At 73.6% G+C, this 19,576-nt stretch carries 16 protein-coding genes; 8 read left to right on the top strand and 8 right to left on the bottom strand.

Features of this window, described 5'->3' with window-relative positions; genetic code table 11:
* Positions 1 to 5 precede the first annotated feature (5 nt).
* From ACA514_RS14100 to ACA514_RS14115, 4 genes are all read left to right on the top strand, one after another.
* Positions 6 to 1,220: an N-acetylglucosamine kinase gene (locus ACA514_RS14100; protein WP_375041762.1), complete on the top strand. Its 1,215-nt coding sequence runs from the start codon at positions 6 to 8 to the stop codon at positions 1,218 to 1,220.
* A 414-nt stretch (positions 1,221 to 1,634) separates the two neighbouring features.
* On the top strand, positions 1,635 to 3,911 hold the full coding sequence (locus tag ACA514_RS14105) for a transglycosylase domain-containing protein (RefSeq protein ID WP_375041554.1): 2,277 nt from the start codon (positions 1,635 to 1,637) through the stop codon (positions 3,909 to 3,911).
* A 119-nt stretch (positions 3,912 to 4,030) separates the two neighbouring features.
* Positions 4,031 to 5,779 carry a glycoside hydrolase family 3 protein gene (locus ACA514_RS14110; protein ID WP_375041555.1) on the top strand — a complete coding sequence of 583 codons (1,749 nt, stop codon included), beginning with the start codon at positions 4,031 to 4,033 and terminating at the stop codon, positions 5,777 to 5,779.
* A gap of 61 nt (positions 5,780 to 5,840) precedes the next feature.
* Positions 5,841 to 6,344, top strand: a complete 504-nt coding sequence (locus tag ACA514_RS14115; RefSeq protein WP_375041556.1) for a hypothetical protein — start codon at positions 5,841 to 5,843, stop codon at positions 6,342 to 6,344.
* A 49-nt stretch (positions 6,345 to 6,393) separates the two neighbouring features.
* Here the strand turns inward: ACA514_RS14115 and ptsP are convergent, their stop codons facing one another.
* The 7 genes from ptsP to nagA are packed head-to-tail and all read right to left on the bottom strand — an operon-like array spanning position 6,394 to position 11,953.
* The gene (gene ptsP / locus ACA514_RS14120) at positions 6,394 to 8,076 is read right to left on the bottom strand and encodes a phosphoenolpyruvate--protein phosphotransferase (protein WP_375041557.1); all 1,683 of its coding nucleotides are present in this window, start codon (positions 8,074 to 8,076) and stop codon (positions 6,394 to 6,396) included.
* Entirely contained in the window at positions 8,069 to 8,341 is a 273-nt protein-coding gene (locus ACA514_RS14125; RefSeq protein WP_375041558.1) for an HPr family phosphocarrier protein, read from the bottom strand. The genes ptsP and ACA514_RS14125 overlap by 8 nt, the downstream gene beginning before the upstream one ends.
* A gap of 10 nt (positions 8,342 to 8,351) precedes the next feature.
* Positions 8,352 to 9,023 carry an HAD family hydrolase gene (locus ACA514_RS14130; protein WP_375041559.1) on the bottom strand — a complete coding sequence of 224 codons (672 nt, stop codon included), beginning with the start codon at positions 9,021 to 9,023 and terminating at the stop codon, positions 8,352 to 8,354.
* A gap of 4 nt (positions 9,024 to 9,027) precedes the next feature.
* Complete coding sequence (locus ACA514_RS14135) at positions 9,028 to 9,477, bottom strand: PTS glucose transporter subunit IIA (RefSeq protein ID WP_375041560.1); 450 nt, start codon at positions 9,475 to 9,477, stop codon at positions 9,028 to 9,030.
* Positions 9,478 to 9,497: 20 nt separating this feature from the next.
* Positions 9,498 to 9,731, bottom strand: coding sequence for a glucose PTS transporter subunit EIIB (locus ACA514_RS14140; protein ID WP_375041561.1), 234 nt, complete (start codon positions 9,729 to 9,731; stop codon positions 9,498 to 9,500).
* 27 nt (positions 9,732 to 9,758) lie between these two features.
* The gene (locus ACA514_RS14145) at positions 9,759 to 10,799 is read right to left on the bottom strand and encodes an SIS domain-containing protein (protein ID WP_375041562.1); all 1,041 of its coding nucleotides are present in this window, start codon (positions 10,797 to 10,799) and stop codon (positions 9,759 to 9,761) included.
* The gene (nagA, locus tag ACA514_RS14150) at positions 10,796 to 11,953 is read right to left on the bottom strand and encodes an N-acetylglucosamine-6-phosphate deacetylase (RefSeq protein WP_375041563.1); all 1,158 of its coding nucleotides are present in this window, start codon (positions 11,951 to 11,953) and stop codon (positions 10,796 to 10,798) included. The genes ACA514_RS14145 and nagA overlap by 4 nt, the downstream gene beginning before the upstream one ends.
* 107 nt (positions 11,954 to 12,060) lie before the next feature.
* Here nagA and ACA514_RS14155 point away from each other — a divergent pair, with 107 nt between their 5' ends.
* From ACA514_RS14155 to ACA514_RS14170, 4 genes are all read left to right on the top strand, one after another.
* Positions 12,061 to 13,377 carry a PTS transporter subunit EIIC gene (locus ACA514_RS14155; protein ID WP_375041564.1) on the top strand — a complete coding sequence of 439 codons (1,317 nt, stop codon included), beginning with the start codon at positions 12,061 to 12,063 and terminating at the stop codon, positions 13,375 to 13,377.
* Positions 13,378 to 13,575: 198 nt separating this feature from the next.
* Positions 13,576 to 14,316, top strand: a complete 741-nt coding sequence (locus ACA514_RS14160) for a GntR family transcriptional regulator (RefSeq protein WP_375041565.1) — start codon at positions 13,576 to 13,578, stop codon at positions 14,314 to 14,316.
* Between the two features lie 26 nt (positions 14,317 to 14,342).
* Entirely contained in the window at positions 14,343 to 15,719 is a 1,377-nt protein-coding gene (locus tag ACA514_RS14165) for a PTS transporter subunit EIIC (protein ID WP_375041566.1), read from the top strand.
* A 430-nt stretch (positions 15,720 to 16,149) separates the two neighbouring features.
* On the top strand, positions 16,150 to 16,518 hold the full coding sequence (locus tag ACA514_RS14170; RefSeq protein WP_375041567.1) for an Rv3235 family protein: 369 nt from the start codon (positions 16,150 to 16,152) through the stop codon (positions 16,516 to 16,518).
* Between the two features lie 115 nt (positions 16,519 to 16,633).
* On the opposite strand, the gene secA is transcribed toward ACA514_RS14170, so the two are convergent.
* A complete protein-coding gene (secA, locus tag ACA514_RS14175) occupies positions 16,634 to 19,504 on the bottom strand; it encodes a preprotein translocase subunit SecA (RefSeq protein ID WP_375041568.1) in 2,871 nt (956 codons plus the stop codon).
* Between the last annotated feature and the right edge of the window lie 72 nt (positions 19,505 to 19,576).

Raw genomic sequence — 19,576 nt, forward strand, 5'->3', positions numbered from 1 at the left:
CTTACGTGGTCGGCATAGACGCGGGTGGCACGAAGACCCGCTGTGTCGTGCTGACGCTCGGGGGCGCCCTGGCCGGTTCCGGCACCGGCCCCGGGGCCAACCCCAACTCCGGGGGCGACACCGCAGGGGCGCTGACCACGGCCCTGCGGGAGGCCCTCGGAGACCTCGACCGCACCCACATCCTCACCGGCGTGTTCGGCATCGCCGGAGCCGGCTCGGCCGGCCGGCCCGCCGCCGTCTCCGCCGCGCGCCGGGCCTGGCAGGCCGTCGGGTTGCGCGGCTCGCCCGCCGTCGTGACCGACATCGCCGTGGCGTTCGCCGCCGGCACCACCGAGCCCAAGGGCATCGTGGTGTTCTCCGGCACGGGCGCCGGCGCCGCCGTCATCAGCGACGGGGCGATCGTGCAGCGCGCCGACGGCTACGGCTGGCTGGTGGGGGACGAGGGGTCGGCGGTCTGGCTCGGCAAGGAGGCGGTCCGGGCGGCGCTGGCCGCCTACGACGGCCGCGGCTCGCCGACGCTGCTGACCGATTCGGTCCCGCGGGCGCTGCTGGGCCCCACCGTGGTGGCCGAGATCGACTCCGCGCGGCGAAGACCCCGGCACCGGACGCTGGCGATGGCGGGGGCGTCCCCGCCGCCCGGCGGTCCGGGCGCGCCGGCCGCCGCCCTCTCCCAGGCGGCCGCGCTGTCCCCGGCGGGGCTGCCGCAGGGCGGCGCGGGCGGGACGGGCACCGCCGTGCTGATCGCCGAGGCCCCCGGCCCGCAGCCCGGCGTCGGCCCGCCCGGAGCGCCCGGTCCACCCGGACCGCTGGGCACGCCGACCGGGCCGGCCGGGCACCCGGAGCTGCCGGGCACGGCGCCGAACCCGCAGCTCGCCCAGGCCATCATCAAGGAGGTGTACGGCCGTCCTCCCGCGGCCCTGGGCAGGCTCGGCCCGGTGGTCGCCGCCGCGGCCGCCGCCGGAGACCCGGTGGCCCGGCGCATCACCGACGAGGCCGCGGAGTGGCTGCTCCGCGACGTCGACGCGGTGCGCCCCGCCCTGTCCGACCCCTGCGCGCCGGTCGTCATGCACGGCTCCGTCCTGCGCGAGGGACCCGTCGCCGACGCCGTCCGCACCGGGTTGCGCGACCGGTTCGCCGAGGCGCCGCGCAGCGCGGGCGACGGCGCCGTCGGCGCCGCCGGGCTGGCCCTGCGCCGGCTCGGCCATCCCCTGCCCGGCTGAACCGCCCGGCCGAGCGGGCGCCGCCGGTGGCCGACCCCGCCGGACGCCCCGCCGAATGGCCGGAAAGGACGGCGCCGCCGCCGTCCGGCTCGTCACGATGGACCCCACCGTATTCCCCATCCGCTTGCGGACACGGGGTCCATCGTGATTAGGCTGTGACCACGGTGGCACAAGATCCGCCGGTGCGGTGCCGTTGGCACCGTGACCGGGGGGACCACCGGCCACAGATGTGGCTCCTACCGATTCGGCTGCGTCCATCCGCAGCGTCGTCCGCGCAGGCTCCCCTGCCGCGCACATCCCGCGCGCCTTGGCGCGCCATGCCCGCCGCCGCGCGCCCTCGCGCGCGCCCGGGCCATGGCGCCGGCCGATGCCCGGACGACGGCCGACTCCGTATCCCACATCGAACGAGGTCGCATGCTCCCCGCATCCGAGGGCCGCCGTATCCGCGCCGCCCGCGTCCGCCTGTCCAGCACCGCCCGCCGGCTGGTCCGCGCCGGCCAGCGCTCGCTGCGGCGCGGCTCCGGCGGACACCACCGGACCCGACGCCGGCGCCCGGCCCGTCTCCGCCGGATCCTGCGCGGCTGGCGCTGGGCCCTGGCGTCACTCCTCGCGCTGGTGGTCCTGGCGGCCACTGCCGTGGTGATCGCCTACGTCCGGACGCCCGTCCCGACGCAGCCGCAGGACGGCGTCACCGACGAGGGCTCCACGGTCTACTACGCCGACGGCCGGACACCGCTGGCACGGCTGGGCGCCAACCGGCAGAGCGTCCGGCACGGCCAGATCCCCGACCGGCTGCGGTGGGCCGTGCTCGCGGCCGAGGACCGCGGCTTCTACCGCAACCAGGGCGTCTCGGTCTCCGGGACGTTCCGCGCGCTGCTGAAGGACGCGTCCGGGGGCGACACGCAGGGCGGGTCGACGATCACCCAGCAGCTGGCCCGCAACTACTTCAAGGGGCTCAGCCGGGACCGGACTGCCGGCCGCAAGGTCAAGGAGATCCTCGTGGCGCTGAAGCTGGACCGGCACCGCGCCAAGGACGAGATCCTCGACCTCTACCTGAACACCGTCTACTTCGGGCGGCAGACGTCCGGGGTGGAGGCGGCGGCGCGCGCCTACTTCGACAAGGACGTCTGGCAACTGGACGTCGCCGAATGCGCGCTGCTCGCCGCGATGATCCAGCGCCCCGGATACTTCCGGACGCAGGGCGGCGGCGACGCGGCGAAGGCGCTGCGGGCCCGCTGGAGCTACGTGCTCGACGGCATGGTGTCGATGGGGAAACTGAACCGGGCGGACGCCGGCTGGCTGCGGTTCCCCCGCACGCGCGGCGAGTGGCGCGGCGTCAGCCTGTCCGGCCAGGACGTGCTGGCGAGGCAGCGCGTCCTGGACGAGCTGGAAAGCGCAGGCATCCCCGCGGACGCCGTCGTGAACGGCCGGCTGCGGATCTACACCGCGCTCGACCGGCGGTGGATGGCGTACGCGGAGCAGGCCATGCGGAAGGTGCGCGAACCGGAATGGCCGAAGGACGTGCGGACGGGCCTCGTCGCGGTCGACGCGGCGAGCGGCGCGGTCAAGGCGTTCTACGCGGGCGACCCGGGGCGCGGCCGGTACGACTCGGTGTTCGAGCCGGTGGCGCAGGCCGCCTCGACGTTCAAGCCGTACGTGCTCGCCGCCGCGCTGCGCCGCGGGTTCGGCGTCCGGACGAAGGTGCCGGGCAGGTCGCCGCTGCGGTTCGCGCCGGACGGCAGCGTGACGCCGATGACCGCGCCCGGCTACAAGGTCTCCAACGACGCGGAGATCGGCTCGCTCGGGACGGTCGACCTGGTGAAGGCGACGGCGCTGTCGGTCAACACCGGGTTCGTGAAGGCCGCGCTGAAGACCGGGGTCGCGAACGTGGCGGAGACGGCGCGGCGGTTCGGCGTGCCGGATTCGGCGCTGCGGCCCTACCAGGGGCAGGCGGGGCTCGCGCTCGGGATCGCGAACGTCTCGGCGGCCGTCCAGGCGGGCGGGTACGCGGCGTTCGCCAACGGCGGCACCGCGGTGACGCCGCACCTGGTCACCAAGGTCGTCGACGCGCACGGCAGGCGGGTGCCGCTGCCGTGGGACCGTCCGGGCCGCCGCGTGCTGACCGCCGAGCAGGCGGCGCAGGCGACGTACGCGATGCGCGCGGTCGTCACCGGCGGGACGGGGCGGCGCGCCGCGCTCGCGGACCGCGACGTGGCGGGCAAGACGGGCACGTCCGACGGCAACCACGCGGCCTGGTTCGTCGGATATGTCCCGCAGCTGTCGGCGTCGGTGGTGATGACCCGGGCGGGCGCCGGGCCGCTGAAGGGGTTGCCCGGACATCCCGGGAAGGTCGCCGGGGAGAACCTCCCGTCGCAGGTCTGGCACGCGTTCATGGCGGACGTCACGCGCGGCATGCCGGCCGAGCCGTTCCCGGAGCCCGCGTTCAGCGGAACCGCCGCCGACTGGGACGACACGGTCAAGAAGAGCGACACGGTCAAGAAGAACGCCTCCGGCGGCTCGGGAGGGCGTCCGGAGGCCGGGCGCGGGACGCCCTCGGCCGGCGCGACGCCGGCGCCGTCCCGCGAACCGCGCGAGGACGGCACGTCAGGGCCGCCCGCCGACGCGCGGAGCCGCGAGAAGTGGTGCGCGACGCCCGGCAACGAGGACGCGGCGGTCTGCGCCCAGCGGTGACCCGGGCCGCGTCCCGCCCGGCGGCGCGGGTCGACAGGGCGGCGGCGAGCGGTTAACGTCGCGACGTCCGATGCGAGCAGACGACCACGTCGGGGGGCCTGGTCAGGTGCGTGCCATTGATGTCCGCGGATAGCCGTTCGCGATCGGCCGGTCCCGCCCGGCGGCGGCCCCGGCGGCGGGACGCTGCGCCCGGCCGGCCCCTGCTCGGACGCCCGCTGCTCGGACGGCTGCCGCTCGCGGCGGCGGTCGCGCTGGTGCTGCCGCTGGCCGGCTGCGGGGGCGGCGGTGACGGCGGCGGGACGGGCTCGTCCGCGCACCCCGGCTCACCCGGCACGTCCGGCTCGTCCGGAAGGAAGGCGCCCGTGACGAAGGCCCCGGACGCGTGGGTCCCCGGATATGTCGCGAAGATGAGCCTGCGGGAGAAGGTCGGCCAGCTGTTCGTGCCGACGTTCTCCAGCCGCGCGAGCGCACTGGCGATCGTCCGCAAGTACCACGTCGGCGGGTTCATCTACTTCCCGGAGAACTTCAGCTCGCCCGCCGGGACCGCCGAGCAGTCGAACGCGCTGCAGAAGGCGTCCAAGGTGCCGCTGCTGCTCGGCGTGGACGAGGAGCAGGGCATCGTGTCGCGGACGCCGTTCATCACCCGCTTCCCCGGCAACATGGCGCTGGGCGCGACGCAGAGCACCGCCGACGCGCGCGCCGCCGCGCAGGTCACCGCGACCGAGCTGCGCGCCGTCGGGATCAACCTGGACTACGCGCCGGACGCCGACGTCAACGTCAACCCGCGCAACCCGGTGATCGGGCTGCGCTCGTTCGGTTCCGACCCGGCGCGGGTGTCGCCGCTGCTGTCCGCGGCGATCGCCGGCTACCAGGACACCGGGGTCGCCGCGACCGCCAAGCACTTCCCCGGGCACGGCGACACCGCGACCGACAGCCACACCGGCCTGCCGGTGATCACGCATTCGGCGGCGCAGTGGCGCAAGCTGGACGCGCCGCCGTTCCGGGCCGCGATCGACGCCGGCGTCGACATGATCATGACCGCGCACATCGTGGTGCCGGGGCTCGACAAGTCGGGCGATCCCTCCACGCTGTCGAAGACCGTCCTGACCGGGCTGCTGCGCGGCGAGCTCGGCTACAAGGGCGTGATCACCACGGACTCGCTGCAGATGGCGGGCGTCCGGGAGAAGTACGGCGACGCGGCCGTGCCCGTCCGGGCGATCAACGCGGGCGCCGACCAGCTGCTGATGCCGCCGAGCCTGTCCAAGGCCTACAACGCGGTGCTGAAGGCCGTCCAGTCCGGGAAGATCACGCAGCGGCGGCTGGACGAGTCCGTCACCCGCATCCTCGACCTCAAGCAGAAGCGCGGGCTGTTCAAGGCACCGCCCGCCGACCCGGCCAAGGCGTCCGCCCAGATCGGCACGCCGCAGCAGAAGGCGACCGCCCGGCGGGTCGCCGAGCACGCCGTCACGCTCGTCCGCAACGAACACGGCCTGCTGCCGCTGAAGGGCAGGAAGGTCAGCGTCACCGGCCCGGACAGCGCCGCGCTCGGCGCCGCGCTGCGCGAGCAGGGCGTCGCGACGGCCGCGCCGGGCGCCGCCGACGTCCACGTCCTGACCACGGTGAACGCCGGCACGGCCACCGCCGCGCGGGTCGGCGCGCTGGCGTCCAAGCCGGTCGTCGTCGCGGCGCTCGGCCGCCCCTACGACCTCGACCACGCCGCCGGCGCCGCCGCGACCCTCGCCACCTACTCCTCCGGATCGACCTCGGTCGCGGCGCTGGCGCGGGTCCTGTCCGGCGCGGTGAAGCCGGCGGGGAAGCTGCCCGTGCCGGCGGGCGGGCAACCCGTTGGTCACGGCTTGTCGTATTGATGGACGCGGGGGCCCGCGAGCTGGGAAGATCGGCCCGCCTTCGCACCCCCGGGAGGTCCCCGTGCGCGTTCGTCCGCTCCTGTCCGCTCTGCCCCTGCTGTCCGCGCTGGTCCTCGGCCTCGGCGGCTGCGGCGGGAAGGACGAGGTGGGGCTGCCGCCGCTGACGCCCGAGCCGGGCGACTCGCGGCTCGCCGACCTGACCGCCCCGGACAAGGACAGCTACCCGGCGCGGCTCGTCCTCTACAGGTTCCTGCGCGGCGTCGCCGCCGGGAACGTCAAGGCGTGCGCGCTGCTGGCACCGGCCTACGACCGGGCGGCGTTCGGCCGTCCGGGCGGCTGCCGGTCCGGGGGCCTCGCCGCCGCCCGCCGCACGCTGCGCCCCGCCGACCTGGCGGCGCTGCGCGGCGTGACCGTCCCGACCTGCGAGGACGGCCCGGGCGAGGGCGAGTACACGGTCGCGTTCGCCGACCTGAAATGGAAGGGCGACCCGGCGCGCCCCGGCGGCGTCCTCGCCGCGAAGTACACCCTCCACAAGACCGGGGCCCGCTGGCTCATCGCCGGGTGACGGACGCTCGCGGCGGGCCGCCCACCCCGACGACCCACCGCGAGCGTGCTCAGATGCCCAGGTCCGCCAGGCCCGGGAGGTGGGAGCGGGCCGCCTCGCGGGCACCGGCCGCGGAGCGGGCGGCGCGGGCCGCTCCGGCGGCGCGGCGGCACTCGTCCAGCGTGTGCCGGGCGAGGGCGGCCCGGACCAGCGGGAGGGACGGGGCGCTCATCGACAGCGACGTCACGCCGAGCCCCACCAGGACGCAGGCGAGCGCCGGGTCGCCGGCGGCCTCGCCGCAGACCCCGCACGGGACGCCCGCGGCGGCCGCGGGGGCGACCAGGTCGAGCACGGCGGGCTGCCACGGGTCCTGCAGGTGCGCGAGGCCGCCGACCTGCCGGTCGGCCGCGCACGCGTACTGGGTGAGGTCGTTGGTGCCGATGCTGAAGAACTCGACCTCCGGCGCCAGGTCGCGGGCGCGCAGCGCGGCGGCCGGCACCTCGACCATGACGCCGGGATGCTCGATGCCGGCCTCCCGGCACGCGCCGGCGAAGAACGCCGCCTCCGCCGCGTCCGTCACCATCGGGGCCATGACCTGCAGCTTCACGCTGAGGCCGGTGGCGGCGCGGGCGAGGGCGGCGAGCTGGGCGGCCAGTACCTCGGGGTGCCGCCGCGCCATCCGCAGGCCGCGCTCGCCGAGCGCCGGGTTGGGCTCCTCACCGGGGGGCGGGAGGAAGGCGAGGGGCTTGTCGGCGCCGGCGTCGAGCGTCCGGACGACCACGCGGCCCTCCGGGAACGCCTCCAGCACCCTGCGGTAGGCGTCCTCCTGCTCGTCGCCGGACGGCGGCACCGAGCGGTCGAGGAACAGGAACTCCGTGCGGTACAGGCCGACGCCCTCCGCGCCGTGCGCCAGCGCGGCGTCCAGGTCCTTCGGGCCGCCGATGTTCGCCAGCAGCGGGACGGCGTGCCCGTCCTTCGTCGCGCCCGGTCCCGACACCTCCGCGAGCGCGGAGTCGCGGGCGGCGCCGGCGGCCAGCGCGGCGCCGACCTCGGCGTCGGTCGGGTCGGTCCGGACGGTCCCGGCGGACCCGTCGACGAGGACGCGGGTGCCGTCGGCGAGGCCGGTCGCGCCCGGCAGCGCCACCACGGCCGGCACGCCCATCGTGCGGGCGAGGATCGCGGTGTGGCTGGTCGGGCCGCCCTCCTCGGTGACGAACGCGACGACCTGCGCCGGGTCGAGCACGGCGGTGTCGGCGGGCGCGAGGTCCCGCGCGACCAGCACGAACGGCTCGTCCGACTCCGGCACGCCCGGCATCGGCAGGTCGAGGAGGCGGGCGATCGCGCGGTCCCGGATGTCGTCGAGGTCGCTGACCCGGGCGGCCATGTACTCCCCCGCCCCGGCGAGCATCTCCCGGTACACCCCGAACGCCTCGAACACGGCGCGGGCCGCGCCGGTGCCCTCGCCGATCTTGGCGGCGACGCCGTCGGCGAGGCCCGGGTCGCGGGCCATCAGCGCCTGCGCGTTCAGCACGTCCCGGCCGTCGGTGTTGCCGGCGGCCGCCGCGCGCGCGCCGCGCTCCTCCAGGTCGGCGGCGACGGCTTCGAGCGCGGCGAGCGCGCCGTCGCGCTCGGCCGCCGCGTCACCGCCGTGCCGGGAACCGGCCTCCGGCTCCGGGATGTCGCCGGCGATGCGGCGCACCGGGCCGGCGCCCACGCCGGGGCTGACGCCCGCGCCGGCCAGGACCTCAGGCACCTTCCGGCTCCGGCGTGGACAGCAGCGCCTCCAGGCTGTCCAGCAGCTCGTCGGCGCCGTCGCCGTCGGCGGACAGCACGACCTCCTCGCCGTGCCGGGCGTCCAGGCCGAGCACCGCGAGGATGCTCTTGGCGTTCACGGGCGAGCCCCCGCGCTTGGCCACGGTCACGTCCATCGGCGCCTTGGCCGCGGTCTGGACGAACAGCGCGGCCGGCCGCGCGTGCAGCCCCACCCTGGACTCGATCTTGACGTTGCGCTCGCTCACGACCATCTCCCTACAGCCCGCCGCGCACCCGCAGCGCGGGGCCCGGCTCGACAATGACTTCCTTCAGATCCGCGACCACGTGGTCGGCGGCGGTGAGCGCCGCCACCGGCTGGGTGGTGGCGACGCCGACGCAGGTCATCCCGGCCGCCTTCACGGCCGCGACGCCCGCGGGCGCGTCCTCGAACCCGACCGCCTCCCCCGGCGGGACGTCCAGGTCGCGCGCGGCGGCCAGGTACCCCTCCGGATGCGGCTTGCCGGTGACGACGTCGCCGGCGGTGACGACGATGTCCAACAGGTCGCGGACGCCCAGCGCGTCCAGCAGCCGCTCGGCGTACGGCCGCTGCCCGGACGTGACGACGGCCAGCGGCACGCCGGCGTCCGCCAGCGACCGCACCAGCTCGACGGCCCCGGCGACGGGGACGTCCTCCGGGACGCCGGCCGCGGTCTCGTACGACACCGCCTGCTCGAACAGCTCCTCGGCGGTCCGGCCGGGGAACAGGTGCGCCAGGTCCTCCAGCACCTCGATGCCGCGGCGCCCCGCGAACGACGCGATCAGCGCGTCGTCGTGCGGCACGCCGTGCGCCTCGAACAGCCGCCCCCACATCACCCGGTTGCGCGGCTCGGTGTCCATCAGCGTGCCGTCGAGGTCGAACACCGCCGCGCGCAGGCCGATCAGCGCCATCCGGTCAGCTCCATGTGAACAGCTCGGCCCCCTTGACGACCTCGCCCGCCTCCACGACCGCCGACAGCGCGTCGGCGCCGGCGTCCAGCGCCACCACGGCGCAGATGGGCGAGCGGCCGCCGGCCTCGATGACCGCCGGGTCCCAGGCGACGACGCGCTGGCCGGCGGTGACCTGGTCGCCCTCGGCGACCAGCAGCTCGAAGCCCTGGCCCTTCAGCTTCACGGTGTCGATGCCGAGGTGCACGAGGACGCCGTGCTCCTCCTCGTCCACCACCACGTAGGCGTGCGGGTGCAGCTTGACGATCTTGCCGGTGACGGGGGCGATGGCGTGGCCGGGGCCGCGCTCGGGATCGACGGCGGTGCCCGGGCCGACCATGGCCTGGGCGAACACCGGGTCCGGGACACCGGCGAGGCCGACCACCCGGCCGGCCACCGGGGACAGTACTCGGGTCATGAGCGGGGGTTTCCTTCGGGTCAGTCGAGGAGGTCCTCGATGTCGCTGGCGATGGTGTCGGCCTCCGGGCCCACGACGACCTGCACGACGGTGCCGCTGCGCATGACGCCGAACGCGCCCGCCCTCTTCAGCGCCGCCTCGTCGACCTTGCCGCCGTCGGAGACCTCCGTGCGCAGCCGGGTGGCGCAGGGCTCGATGTCCACGATGTTGTCGGCGCCGCCCAGGGCGGCGACGATCGCCTCGGCCTTGTCCATGTCGTTCTCTTCTCTCGGGACGTCCGGTCAGTCCGTCTGGGTGACCTTGTTGAGGCCGCGCGGGACGTCGGGATCGATCCCGAGCCGGCGGGCCAGGTTCTCGACCATGATCTGGCCGGGCACGATGAGGCCCAGCGGCGCCACCCACTCGGGCAGGCCGGGGCCGGGCAGCGCGGCGGTGCAGGCCTTCGCCAGGCCGTCGCCGCCGCCGACGCCGAACGCCTTCGCGCCAGCGCTCCGCACGCGGCGGGCCAGCGCGACGGTGCCGGGCAGCGTCGGGCCGGAGTCGGCCGCGACCAGCAGCGCGGGGGTCTGCGCGTCGACCACGGCGATCGGGCCGTGCAGCAGGTCGGCGTAGGACAGGCCCATGGCGTGCAGGTAGCACGCCTCCTTGATCTTGAGGGCGAGCTCCAGCGCGGTGCCGAACGCGATGCCGCGCCCGGACACGACCGTGCCGGGGACCTGCGCGAGCTCCTCGACGATCTCGGGCAGCGCCGGGGACGCCTCGGTCTCCGCGATCATCCGCGCGACCTCGTCGGGCACGCGGCGCAGGTCGTCGGCCGCGACGTCGGCGCCGAGCCCGAGGCCGAGCACCGACAGCGCGGCGAGCTGGGTGGTGTAGGTCTTGGTGGCCGGGACGGCGATCTCCTCGCCGGCGTCGGTGACCAGCGCGACCTCGGCGGCCTCCGCCAGCGGCGACCCGGCGCCGTTGGTGACGGCCACGGTGCGGGCGCCGCAGTCCTTCGCCCAGTCGAGGGTCTCGACGATCTCCTCGGTCTTGCCGGACTGGCTGATCGCCACCGCCAGCACGCCGGACAGGTCGAGGCGCCGCTTGTAGGTCGTCGCGATGGACGGGGCCGCGAGGGTGGCCAGCCGCCCGGCGTGCGACTCCACCAGGTAGCGGCCGTACACGGCGGCGTTGTCGGAGGAGCCGCGCGCGATGAACAGCACCTGCCGCGTCTCCCGGGCCAGCGCCCCGATGTCGGGCGTGCGCGGCAGCAGCGCGTCGATCGTCCGGCGCAGCGCGTCCGGCTGCTCACCGATCTCGGCGCGCATCTGACTGGTCATGATCCCCCTCCGGAGAGTTCCTGCCCGTTGATCCAGGTCGTACGCGCCCGATGGTCCGGCCCGAGCCAGACGAGGTCGGCGGCGGCACCGGGCGCGATGCGGCCGAGGTCGTGGCGGCCGATCAGGTCGGCCGGGACGCGGGTCGCGGCGTCCACCGCCGCGGCCGGGTCGACGCCGAGGCCGATCGCGTTGCCGACCGCCTCGTCCAGCCGCAGGCCGGATCCGGCGATGGTGCCGTCGGCGCGCAGCGGCGGGCCCTGCTCGGGCATGGTGATCGGCTCCCCGCCCAGCTCGTAGGTGCCGGGCGGCATCCCGGCGGCGGACGCGGCGTCGGTGACGAGCACGACGCGTCCGGCGGCGGCGCGGAACACCAGCCGCGCGACCTCGGGCCCGACGTGGTGCAGGTCGAGGATGAGGCCGGGGTGCAGCCGGTCGTCGATGAGCGCCTGGACGGCGACGCCGGGTTCGCGGTGGTGGACGCCGCTCTGCGCGTTGAAGATGTGGGTGACCTTGCGGGCGCCGGCGTCGGCCGCGGCGGCGGTCTGCGCGGCGGTCGCGTCGCTGTGCCCGACGCTGACGAGCACCCCGGCCTCGGTGAGGCGGCGGATCGCCTCCAGCGCGCCGTTCCGCTCGGGCGCGAGGGTGACGAGCTTGACGAGCCCGGTCTCCAGGAGCGTCTCGACCGCTTCGGGCGTCGGGTCGGTGAGGTGTGCGGCGTTGTGCGCGCCCTTGCGCTTCTCGGAGAGGAACGGCCCCTCCAGGTGGACGCCGAGCACGCGGGTGCCGGGCGGCAGCCCGGGCAGCAGGTCGCGGGTGCGGCGCAGCGCCTCGGCGTGCGTCTCGACGGGCGCGGTGATGAAGGTCGGCAGGAACGAGGTCACGCCGGTCTCGGGCAGGCGCGTGACGACCTCGCGCCACCCGGCCTCGCCGGCGTCCGCCATGTCGTGGCCGAAGAACCCGTTGACCTGGAGGTCGACCAGGCCGGGGGCGAGCAGCCCGTCCGGGAGGTGCACGTCGGCGCCGGGCGGCGCGCCCTCGCCGGCCGCGGTGATGACACCGTCCTCGACGCGGACGAATCCCGGGGAGACGACGCGGGTAGGACCGTCCGCGGGGGTCATGATCACGCGCTCCGCGGTGATCAGCAGTGATGCCATGGGGGTGCACTCTCCGTGATGCGACCGGCCGCCGCCTGCGCGGCGTACTGGTCTAGTCCGGACTAGACCAGTACGCACCATACTCCACGAATCGGATGGAGCTAAAGATGTCGGCCCGAACTCATCCGGGATCGGTGCGGGACGCCTGGTCGTCGGCGTTCGCGGTGCTGCAGCGGATCGGCCGCAGCCTCATGCTGCCGATCGCCGTGCTGCCCGCCGCCGGGATCCTGCTGCGGCTCGGCCAGCCCGACCTGCTCGGCGCGGACGGCCTCGGCTGGGACCGGGTCGCCGAGGTGTTCGCCGCGGCCGGCGGCGCGCTGCTGGACAACCTCGCCCTGCTGTTCGCGGTCGGCGTCGCCATCGGGTTCGCCAAGAAGTCCGACGGCTCCACCGCGCTCGCCGCCGTCGCCGCCTACCTCGTCTTCGACCGCGTCTCCAAGACGATGTTCGCGCACAGCTCGGCGCTGAAGGACAGCGTCGTCCAGCTCGTCCGGCAGGAGGACGGCTCGCTCAAGGAGACGATCGGCTACGGGCTCACCAACCCGACGCAGGTCATCGGCGGGATCGCGGTCGGGCTCATGGTCGCGCTGCTCTACCAGCGCTTCTACCGGATCAAGCTGCCGTCCTGGCTGGCGTTCTTCGGCGGCCGCCGGTTCGTCCCGATCGTCAGCGCCGCCGCCGCGCTCGTCCTCGGCGTCGTCGTCGGGCTCGTCTGGCCGACGCTCGGCGGCTGGATCAACGACTTCGGCGACTGGATCACCGGCGCGGGCGCGGCCGGCGCCGGCGTGTACGGGGTGGCGAACCGGCTGCTGCTGCCGTTCGGCCTGCACCACATCCTCAACTCGCTGATCTGGTTCGTGTTCGGGTCGTACCAGGGCCCGGACGGCGTCGTGCACGGCGAGATCAACCGGTACCTCGCGGGCGACCCGCACGCCGGGACGTTCCTCGCCGGGTTCTTCCCCGTGCTGATGTTCGGGCTGCCGGGCGCCGCCCTGGCGATCTGGCGGTGCGCCGAGCCGGACCGGCGCGGCGCCGTCGGCGGCCTGATGGTCTCCGCGGCGCTGACCGCGTTCGTCTGCGGGGTGACCGAGCCGATCGAGTTCTCGTTCATGTTCGTCGCGCCGCTGCTCTACGGGATCCACGTCGTGCTGACCGGCGTCTCGATGTACCTGCTCGCGGCGGCGCACGCGCAGCTCGGGTTCAGCTTCTCCGCCGGGCTGATCGACCTGCTGCTCAACGCGACCAAGAGCAACACCCGCCATCTGTGGTACGTGGTCGGGCTCGGCGTGGTCTACTTCTTCGTCTACTACCTGGTCTTCAGCTTCGTGATCAAGAAGTTCGGGCTGGCCACGCCGGGCCGCGAGCCGGCCGGGGAGGCGCCGCCCGAGAGCCGGCCGGACGCTCCGCCGGAGCCCGCCACATGAGCCCTGACCTGCACGTTCACCTGATCTTGCGGCCGCCGGCGGGTGACCCGGCCGTTACGGTTTCGTGCATTGACACGACTTTCTATCATGTGGTCTAGTCCGGCCTAGACCAGTACGAACACGTCGATTCACACGTCACCCCACCAATACTGTCAATCCCCGTCGATACGGCCGCAGAGGCCATCGAGGACACCCCCAGTGACGACCATCGATCCGCACAGCCCCGTACCCAAGTACTTCCAGCTGCGCGCCATCCTGCTCGACCTCATCGAGAGCGCCGAGCTGCCCGTCGACGCCCCGATCCCCTCGGAGCGCGAGCTGTGCGTGCGGTACGGGCTGTCCCGCATGACCGTCCGCCAGGGCGTCGACCACCTCGTGTCGGAGGGGCGGCTGTACCGGGTCCCGGGCAAGGGCACCTTCGTCGCCCGCCCCAAGATCGAGATGCCGCTGCGGCTCGTCTCGTTCACCGAGGACATGCTCGCCCGGGGGCTGCGGCCCGGCGCCGTCGACCTGGACCGCCGCACCGTCCCCGCGGACGCCCGGCTCGCCCGCGTCTTCGAGGTCGAGCCCGGCACGCAGATCCACGTCATCGAACGGCTGCGCACCGCCGACGGCGAACCCATGGCACTCGAACGCGCGCATATCCTTGCCTCGCTCGCGCCCGACCTGCTGGACCGCCGGCTCGCCGACCGCTCCCTGTACGGCGTGCTCGAAGCGGTCTACGGGCTGGTCTTCGACGCCGGCGACCAGACCATCGACGCCAGCCTGGCGGACACGGCCGACGCCCGGCACCTCCAGATCCCCAAGGGCAGCGCCGTGCTGCTCCTGCAGCGCCGCTCCTACACCGGAGGCGTCTGCGCCGAACTGGGCGTGTCGACCTACCGGGCCGACCGCTACCAGATCCACACCGCACTCGGAAATCCCCCGCCGCACTCCTGACACACCCCCTGAGGAGGGACCTCCCGATGACTTCGACCACCGTGGACGCCGCGCCGCGGCGGGGGTCGCGCGCCCTCGCGGTGCTGCAGCGGATCGGCCGCAGCCTCATGCTGCCGATCGCCGTGCTGCCCGCCGCGGCCCTGCTGCTGCGCTTCGGCCAGCCGGACATGCTCGGCCAGGACGGCCTCGGCTGGATCCGCGTCGCCGAGGTCGTCGGCGGCGCCGGCCAGGCCCTGTTCGACAACCTCCCGCTGCTGTTCGCGGTCGGCGTCGCGATCGGCTTCGCCAAGAAGTCCGACGGCTCCACCGCGCTCGCCGCCGTGGTCGGGTACCTGGTCTTCGACCACGTCACCAAGATCATGTTCTCGCACAGCGACGACCTCAAGGGCTCGGTCGTCCAGATGGTCCACCAGGACGACGGCTCCCTCAAGGAGACCATCGAGTTCGGGCTGAAGAACCCGACGGACGTGCTCGGCGGCATCCTCATCGGCGTCGTCGCCGCACTGCTCTACCAGCGCTTCCACCGCGTCAAGCTGCCCACCTACCTGGCGTTCTTCGGCGGCCGCCGGTTCGTCCCGATCGTCACCGCGCTCGCCGCGCTGGTGCTCGGCGTGCTGATCGGCTTCATCTGGCCGGTGTTCGGCGGCTGGCTGACCGACTTCGGCGACTGGATCACCGGCGCGGGCGCCGCGGGCGCCGGCATCTACGGCGTCGTCAACCGGCTGCTGCTGCCCTTCGGCCTGCACCACATCCCGAACTCGCTCATCTGGTTCGTGTTCGGCTCCTACAACGGCCCGGACGGCGTCGTGCACGGCGAGATCAACCGCTACCTCGCCGGCGACCCGCACTCGGGCGGCTTCCTGGCCGGGTTCTTCCCCGTGCTGATGTTCGGCCTGCCCGGCGCGGCCCTCGCGATCTGGCGCGCCGCTCCCCCGCACCGCCGCTCCGCGGTCGGCGGCATCATGATCTCCGCCGCGCTGACCGCGTTCGTCACCGGCGTCACCGAGCCGATCGAGTTCGCGTTCATGTTCGTCGCGCCCGTCCTGTACGCGGTGCACGTCGTCCTCACCGGCATCTCGATGGCGATCCTCAACGCGGCCGGCGCCCAGCTCGGCTTCGGTTTCTCGGCGGGCGGCATCGACATGCTGCTCAACGCGTCGAAGGACAACACCAAGGGCCTGCCGCTCATCATCGGCATGGGGATCCTCTACTTCGTCATCTACTACTTCCTCTTCAAGTTCCTGATCGTGAAGTTCGACTTCGCGACCCCGGGCCGGGAACCGGAGGACGTGGAGTCGGTCGCCGCCGACCCGGGCTCCAACCCGGAACTGGCCGGCGGGGAGAAGAAGTCCCGCCGCCGCAAGCCGGCCGCCGAACCCGCCGACTCGCCCACCACGACCTGACCTTCCCTCACCCCGCGCACGGCGGCGGGACGCCCACCCGGCGTCCCGCCGCCGTCCGCTTTCCAGCACCCACCCCGCACCGAAAAGACGGTCGGGTCCATGGAAAGTGGCCGCACGTGGCCAGGGATGTATTTATTCGCGGCCCCGCGACTCCTGTTCGAAAACGAGTCGGGAGGTTCCCATGGGTCGACGGCCGGTCAAGCGCTCCGCAGTCCGCATCGTCCGGTACCGCGCGGTGCCATCGCAGCGGACGGACGGCGCGCTGGCGCTCAGCCCCGTCAAGGCCGCGCCACTCCAGGCGCCCGCCCGACAAGCAGCGGTAATGCCGTCCGCAGGGCACAGGACGGCGGCGCCACCGGGCGGCACTTTGCCCCAGGACGCCGGCGTTCGTGAGGCTGCGCGGCGGGGCGCCGCAGGAAATCGGAACGGGGTGTCGCCCGGAAGGCTGCGGGTGGTGCGGCCCGGCGACGGGGTGGACGGGGAGGTCCGGGCCGTCGCGGACGCGACGCTGCGGATCGTCGTCGAGGTGCTGGCCGGGACGCGCCCGCCGCACCAGCTGTCCCTGGTCGCGGCGCCGGCGGTGTGCCGCGGCCTGGCGCCGCATCGCCGGGCCGTTCCGGGCGGGCGGCGGATCGTCCCGCCGCAGGTGCTGTCCAGCCGCGTCCAGCGGCCCTCGCCCACCATCGCGGAGGCGTCCGCCGTCGTGCTCGTGGCAGGACGCGCCCACGCCGTCGCCCTCCGCCTGGAGCACAGGCGCGGACGATGGCGCTGCACGGCGGTGGAGACCACGGCACCCTGACACTGGCACCCTGACACGCGCGCCCTGAACACGGGCGTCCCGAGCACGCGCGCCGTCGAAAACGGCGCGAGGCGGCCTCCCGGAAGCCGGGAGGCCGCCTCGCGGCCGCGGTGACCTACTTCTTGCTGCGCGGGTCGCCGTGGCAGCGCTTGAACTTCTTGCCGGAACCGCAGGGGCACGGGTCGTTGCGGGACACGCCCGCGTACTCGTCGTCCGACTCCTCGCTGTGGTGCTCCACACCGCCCTCGCCGTCGACGGTCGGGGCCGAGTAGTCCAGCTTCTTCGGACGCTTCGGCTCGTCGAGGCCCTTGGCGTGGATGACCGGCTCCTCGTCGGCCTCCGCCGGCACGTCGTCCACCGGCTCCGCCTCCGCCCCGTCGGACGGGGCGGACTTGGCGACCGACACCGGCTTCGCGCCGACCTGCGGGGCCTCCGGCTGCTCCTCCACCTCGACCTCGAGGTTGAACAGGTAGCCGACCGACTCCTCCTTGATGCCGTCGAGCATCGCGTTGAACATGTCGTAGCCCTCGCGCTGGTACTCGACCAGCGGGTCGCGCTGCGCCATGGCCCGCAGGCCGATGCCCTCCTGGAGGTAGTCCATCTCGTAGAGGTGCTCGCGCCACTTGCGGTCCAGCACCGACAGGACGACCCGGCGCTCCAGCTCCCGCATCACCTCGGAGCCGAGCTCCTCCTCACGCTTGTCGTAGGCCGCCTGCGCGTCGTCGCGGATCTTCTCGGCGAGGGTCTCGGCGTCCAGGCCGGAGATGTCGCCGCCCGCCTCGTCCTCGACCAGCTCGTCGACGGTGAACCCGATCGGGTACAGCTGCTGGAACGCCTTCCACAGCTTCTCGAGGTCCCAGTCCTCGGCGAAGCCCTCGTTGGTCGCGCCCGCGACGTAGCCCGCGACGACCTCGTCGATCATCCGGCGGACCTGCTCGTGCAGGTCGGCGCCCTCCAGCACCTTGCGGCGCTCGGCGTAGATGACCTTGCGCTGCCGGTTGAGCACCTCGTCGTACTTCAGGACGTTCTTGCGCATCTCGAAGTTCTGCTGCTCGACCTGGCTCTGCGCCGACCGGATCGCGTTCGAGACGATCTTGGACTCGATCGGCACGTCGTCCGGGATGTTCAGCCGCGTCATGATCGCCTCGACGCGGGCCGAGTTGAACAGCCGCATCAGGTCGTCCTCCAGCGACAGGTAGAACCGGGACTCGCCCGGGTCGCCCTGCCGGCCGGACCGGCCGCGCAGCTGGTTGTCGATGCGCCGCGACTCGTGCCGCTCGGTGGCCAGCACGTACAGGCCGCCGGCGTCGACGACCTCCTCGTGCTCGCCCTTCACGGCCTCCTTGGCCTTGTCCAGCGCCTCCGGCCAGGCCGCCTCGTACTCCTCCGGGGTCTCCAGCGGAGACAGCCCGCGCTGGTGCAGCTCCAGGTCGGCGCGGAAGTCGGGGTTGCCGCCCAGCATGATGTCGGTGCCGCGGCCCGCCATGTTCGTCGCGACGGTGACGCCGCCCTTGCGGCCCGCCTCCGCGACGATCGCCGACTCCTGCTCGTGGTGCTTGGCGTTCAGCACCTGGTGCGGGATGCCGCGCCGCTTGAGCATCTTGCTCAGCTTCTCGGACTTCTCCACCGACGTCGTGCCGACCAGGACCGGCTGGCCCTTCTCGTGCCGCTCGGCGATGTCGTCGACCACGGCCTCGAACTTGGCCTGCTCGGTCTTGTAGACGACGTCCGCCACGTCGTCGCGGACCATCGGCTTGTTCGTCGGGATCGGCACCACGCCGATCTTGTAGGTCTTGTTGAACTCCGCCGCCTCGGTCTCGGCGGTGCCGGTCATGCCGGACAGCTTGCCGTAGAGGCGAAAGTAGTTCTGCAGGGTGATCGTGGCGAGCGTCTGGTTCTCGTCCTTGATCGCCACGCCCTCTTTGGCCTCGATGGCCTGGTGCATGCCCTCGTTGTAGCGGCGGCCGTGCAGGATGCGGCCGGTGAACTCGTCGACGATCAGGACCTCGCCGTTCATCACGACGTAGTCCTTGTCGCGCTTGTACAGCTCCTTGGCCTTCAGCGCGTTGTTGAGGAAGCTCACCAGCGGCGTGTTCACCGAGTCGTAGAGGTTGTCGATGCCGAGCCAGTCCTCGACCTTCTCCACGCCGGACTCGGTGATGCCGACCGTGCGCTTCTTCTCGTTGACCTCGTAGTCGCCGGGGCCGTACTCGTCGACCTGCCCGGCGGTGCTGACGAGCTCCGCCCGCTTCAGCCGCGGCACGATCTTGGCGAACTCCGAGTACCACTTGGAGTTCTGCTCGGCCGGCCCGGAGATGATCAGCGGGGTGCGGGCCTCGTCGATGAGGATCGAGTCGACCTCGTCCACGATCGCGTAGTTGTGCCCGCGCTGGACGCACTCCTCCAGGCTCCACGCCATGTTGTCGCGCAGGTAGTCGAACCCGAACTCGTTGTTCGTCCCGTAGGTGATGTCGGCGTTGTAGGCCACACGGCGCTCGTCCGGGGTCATCTGCGGGAGGATGACGCCGACCTCGAGGCCGAGGAACTGGTGGACGCGGCCCATCCACTCGGCGTCGCGCTTGGCCAGGTAGTCGTTCACCGTGACCACGTGCACGCCCTCGCCGGACAGCGCGTTCAGGTACGCCGGGAGCACACAGGTCAGGGTCTTGCCCTCACCCGTCTTCATCTCCGCGATGTTGCCCAGGTGCAGCGCCGCCCCGCCCATGAGCTGGACGTCGTAGTGCCGCTGCCCGAGGACCCGCTTGGCGGCCTCCCGGGCGGTCGCGAACGCCTCGGGGAGCAGGTCGTCGAGGGACTCCCCCTCGGCGATGCGCTCGCGGTACTTGTCGGTCAGCTCACGCAACTCGGCGTCGGTCATGTCGACGAAGTCTTCTTCGATCGAGTTGACCTGATCCGCGAGCTTCTTGAGCTTGCGCAGGATTTTTCCCTCGCCCGCACGAAGGATCTTGTCGATGACTGGCGGCACTCTCGAAGGCTCCTTGCAGATCGTGGTTCACCGCTCCTGGCGGCACGCACACCACTCGTACGATGCCCATCG

The organism is Actinomadura sp. NTSP31, assembly GCF_041951385.1.
GTDB lineage: Bacteria > Actinomycetota > Actinomycetes > Streptosporangiales > Streptosporangiaceae > Spirillospora > Spirillospora napierensis.

Excerpts from the sequence above, each read along its gene's own strand:
- ACA514_RS14105 (WP_375041554.1), top strand. The coding sequence starts at position 1,635 with ATGCTCCCCGCATCCGAGGGCCGCCGTATCCGCGCCGCCCGCGTCCGC.
- ACA514_RS14110 (WP_375041555.1), top strand. The coding sequence starts at position 4,031 with ATGTCCGCGGATAGCCGTTCGCGATCGGCCGGTCCCGCCCGGCGGCGG.
- ACA514_RS14130 (WP_375041559.1), bottom strand. The coding sequence starts at position 9,023 with ATGGCGCTGATCGGCCTGCGCGCGGCGGTGTTCGACCTCGACGGCACG.
- ACA514_RS14135 (WP_375041560.1), bottom strand. The coding sequence starts at position 9,477 with ATGACCCGAGTACTGTCCCCGGTGGCCGGCCGGGTGGTCGGCCTCGCC.
- ACA514_RS14140 (WP_375041561.1), bottom strand. The coding sequence starts at position 9,731 with ATGGACAAGGCCGAGGCGATCGTCGCCGCCCTGGGCGGCGCCGACAAC.
- ACA514_RS14145 (WP_375041562.1), bottom strand. The coding sequence starts at position 10,799 with ATGACCAGTCAGATGCGCGCCGAGATCGGTGAGCAGCCGGACGCGCTG.
- nagA (WP_375041563.1), bottom strand. The coding sequence starts at position 11,953 with ATGGCATCACTGCTGATCACCGCGGAGCGCGTGATCATGACCCCCGCG.
- ACA514_RS14155 (WP_375041564.1), top strand. The coding sequence starts at position 12,061 with ATGTCGGCCCGAACTCATCCGGGATCGGTGCGGGACGCCTGGTCGTCG.
- ACA514_RS14165 (WP_375041566.1), top strand. The coding sequence starts at position 14,343 with ATGACTTCGACCACCGTGGACGCCGCGCCGCGGCGGGGGTCGCGCGCC.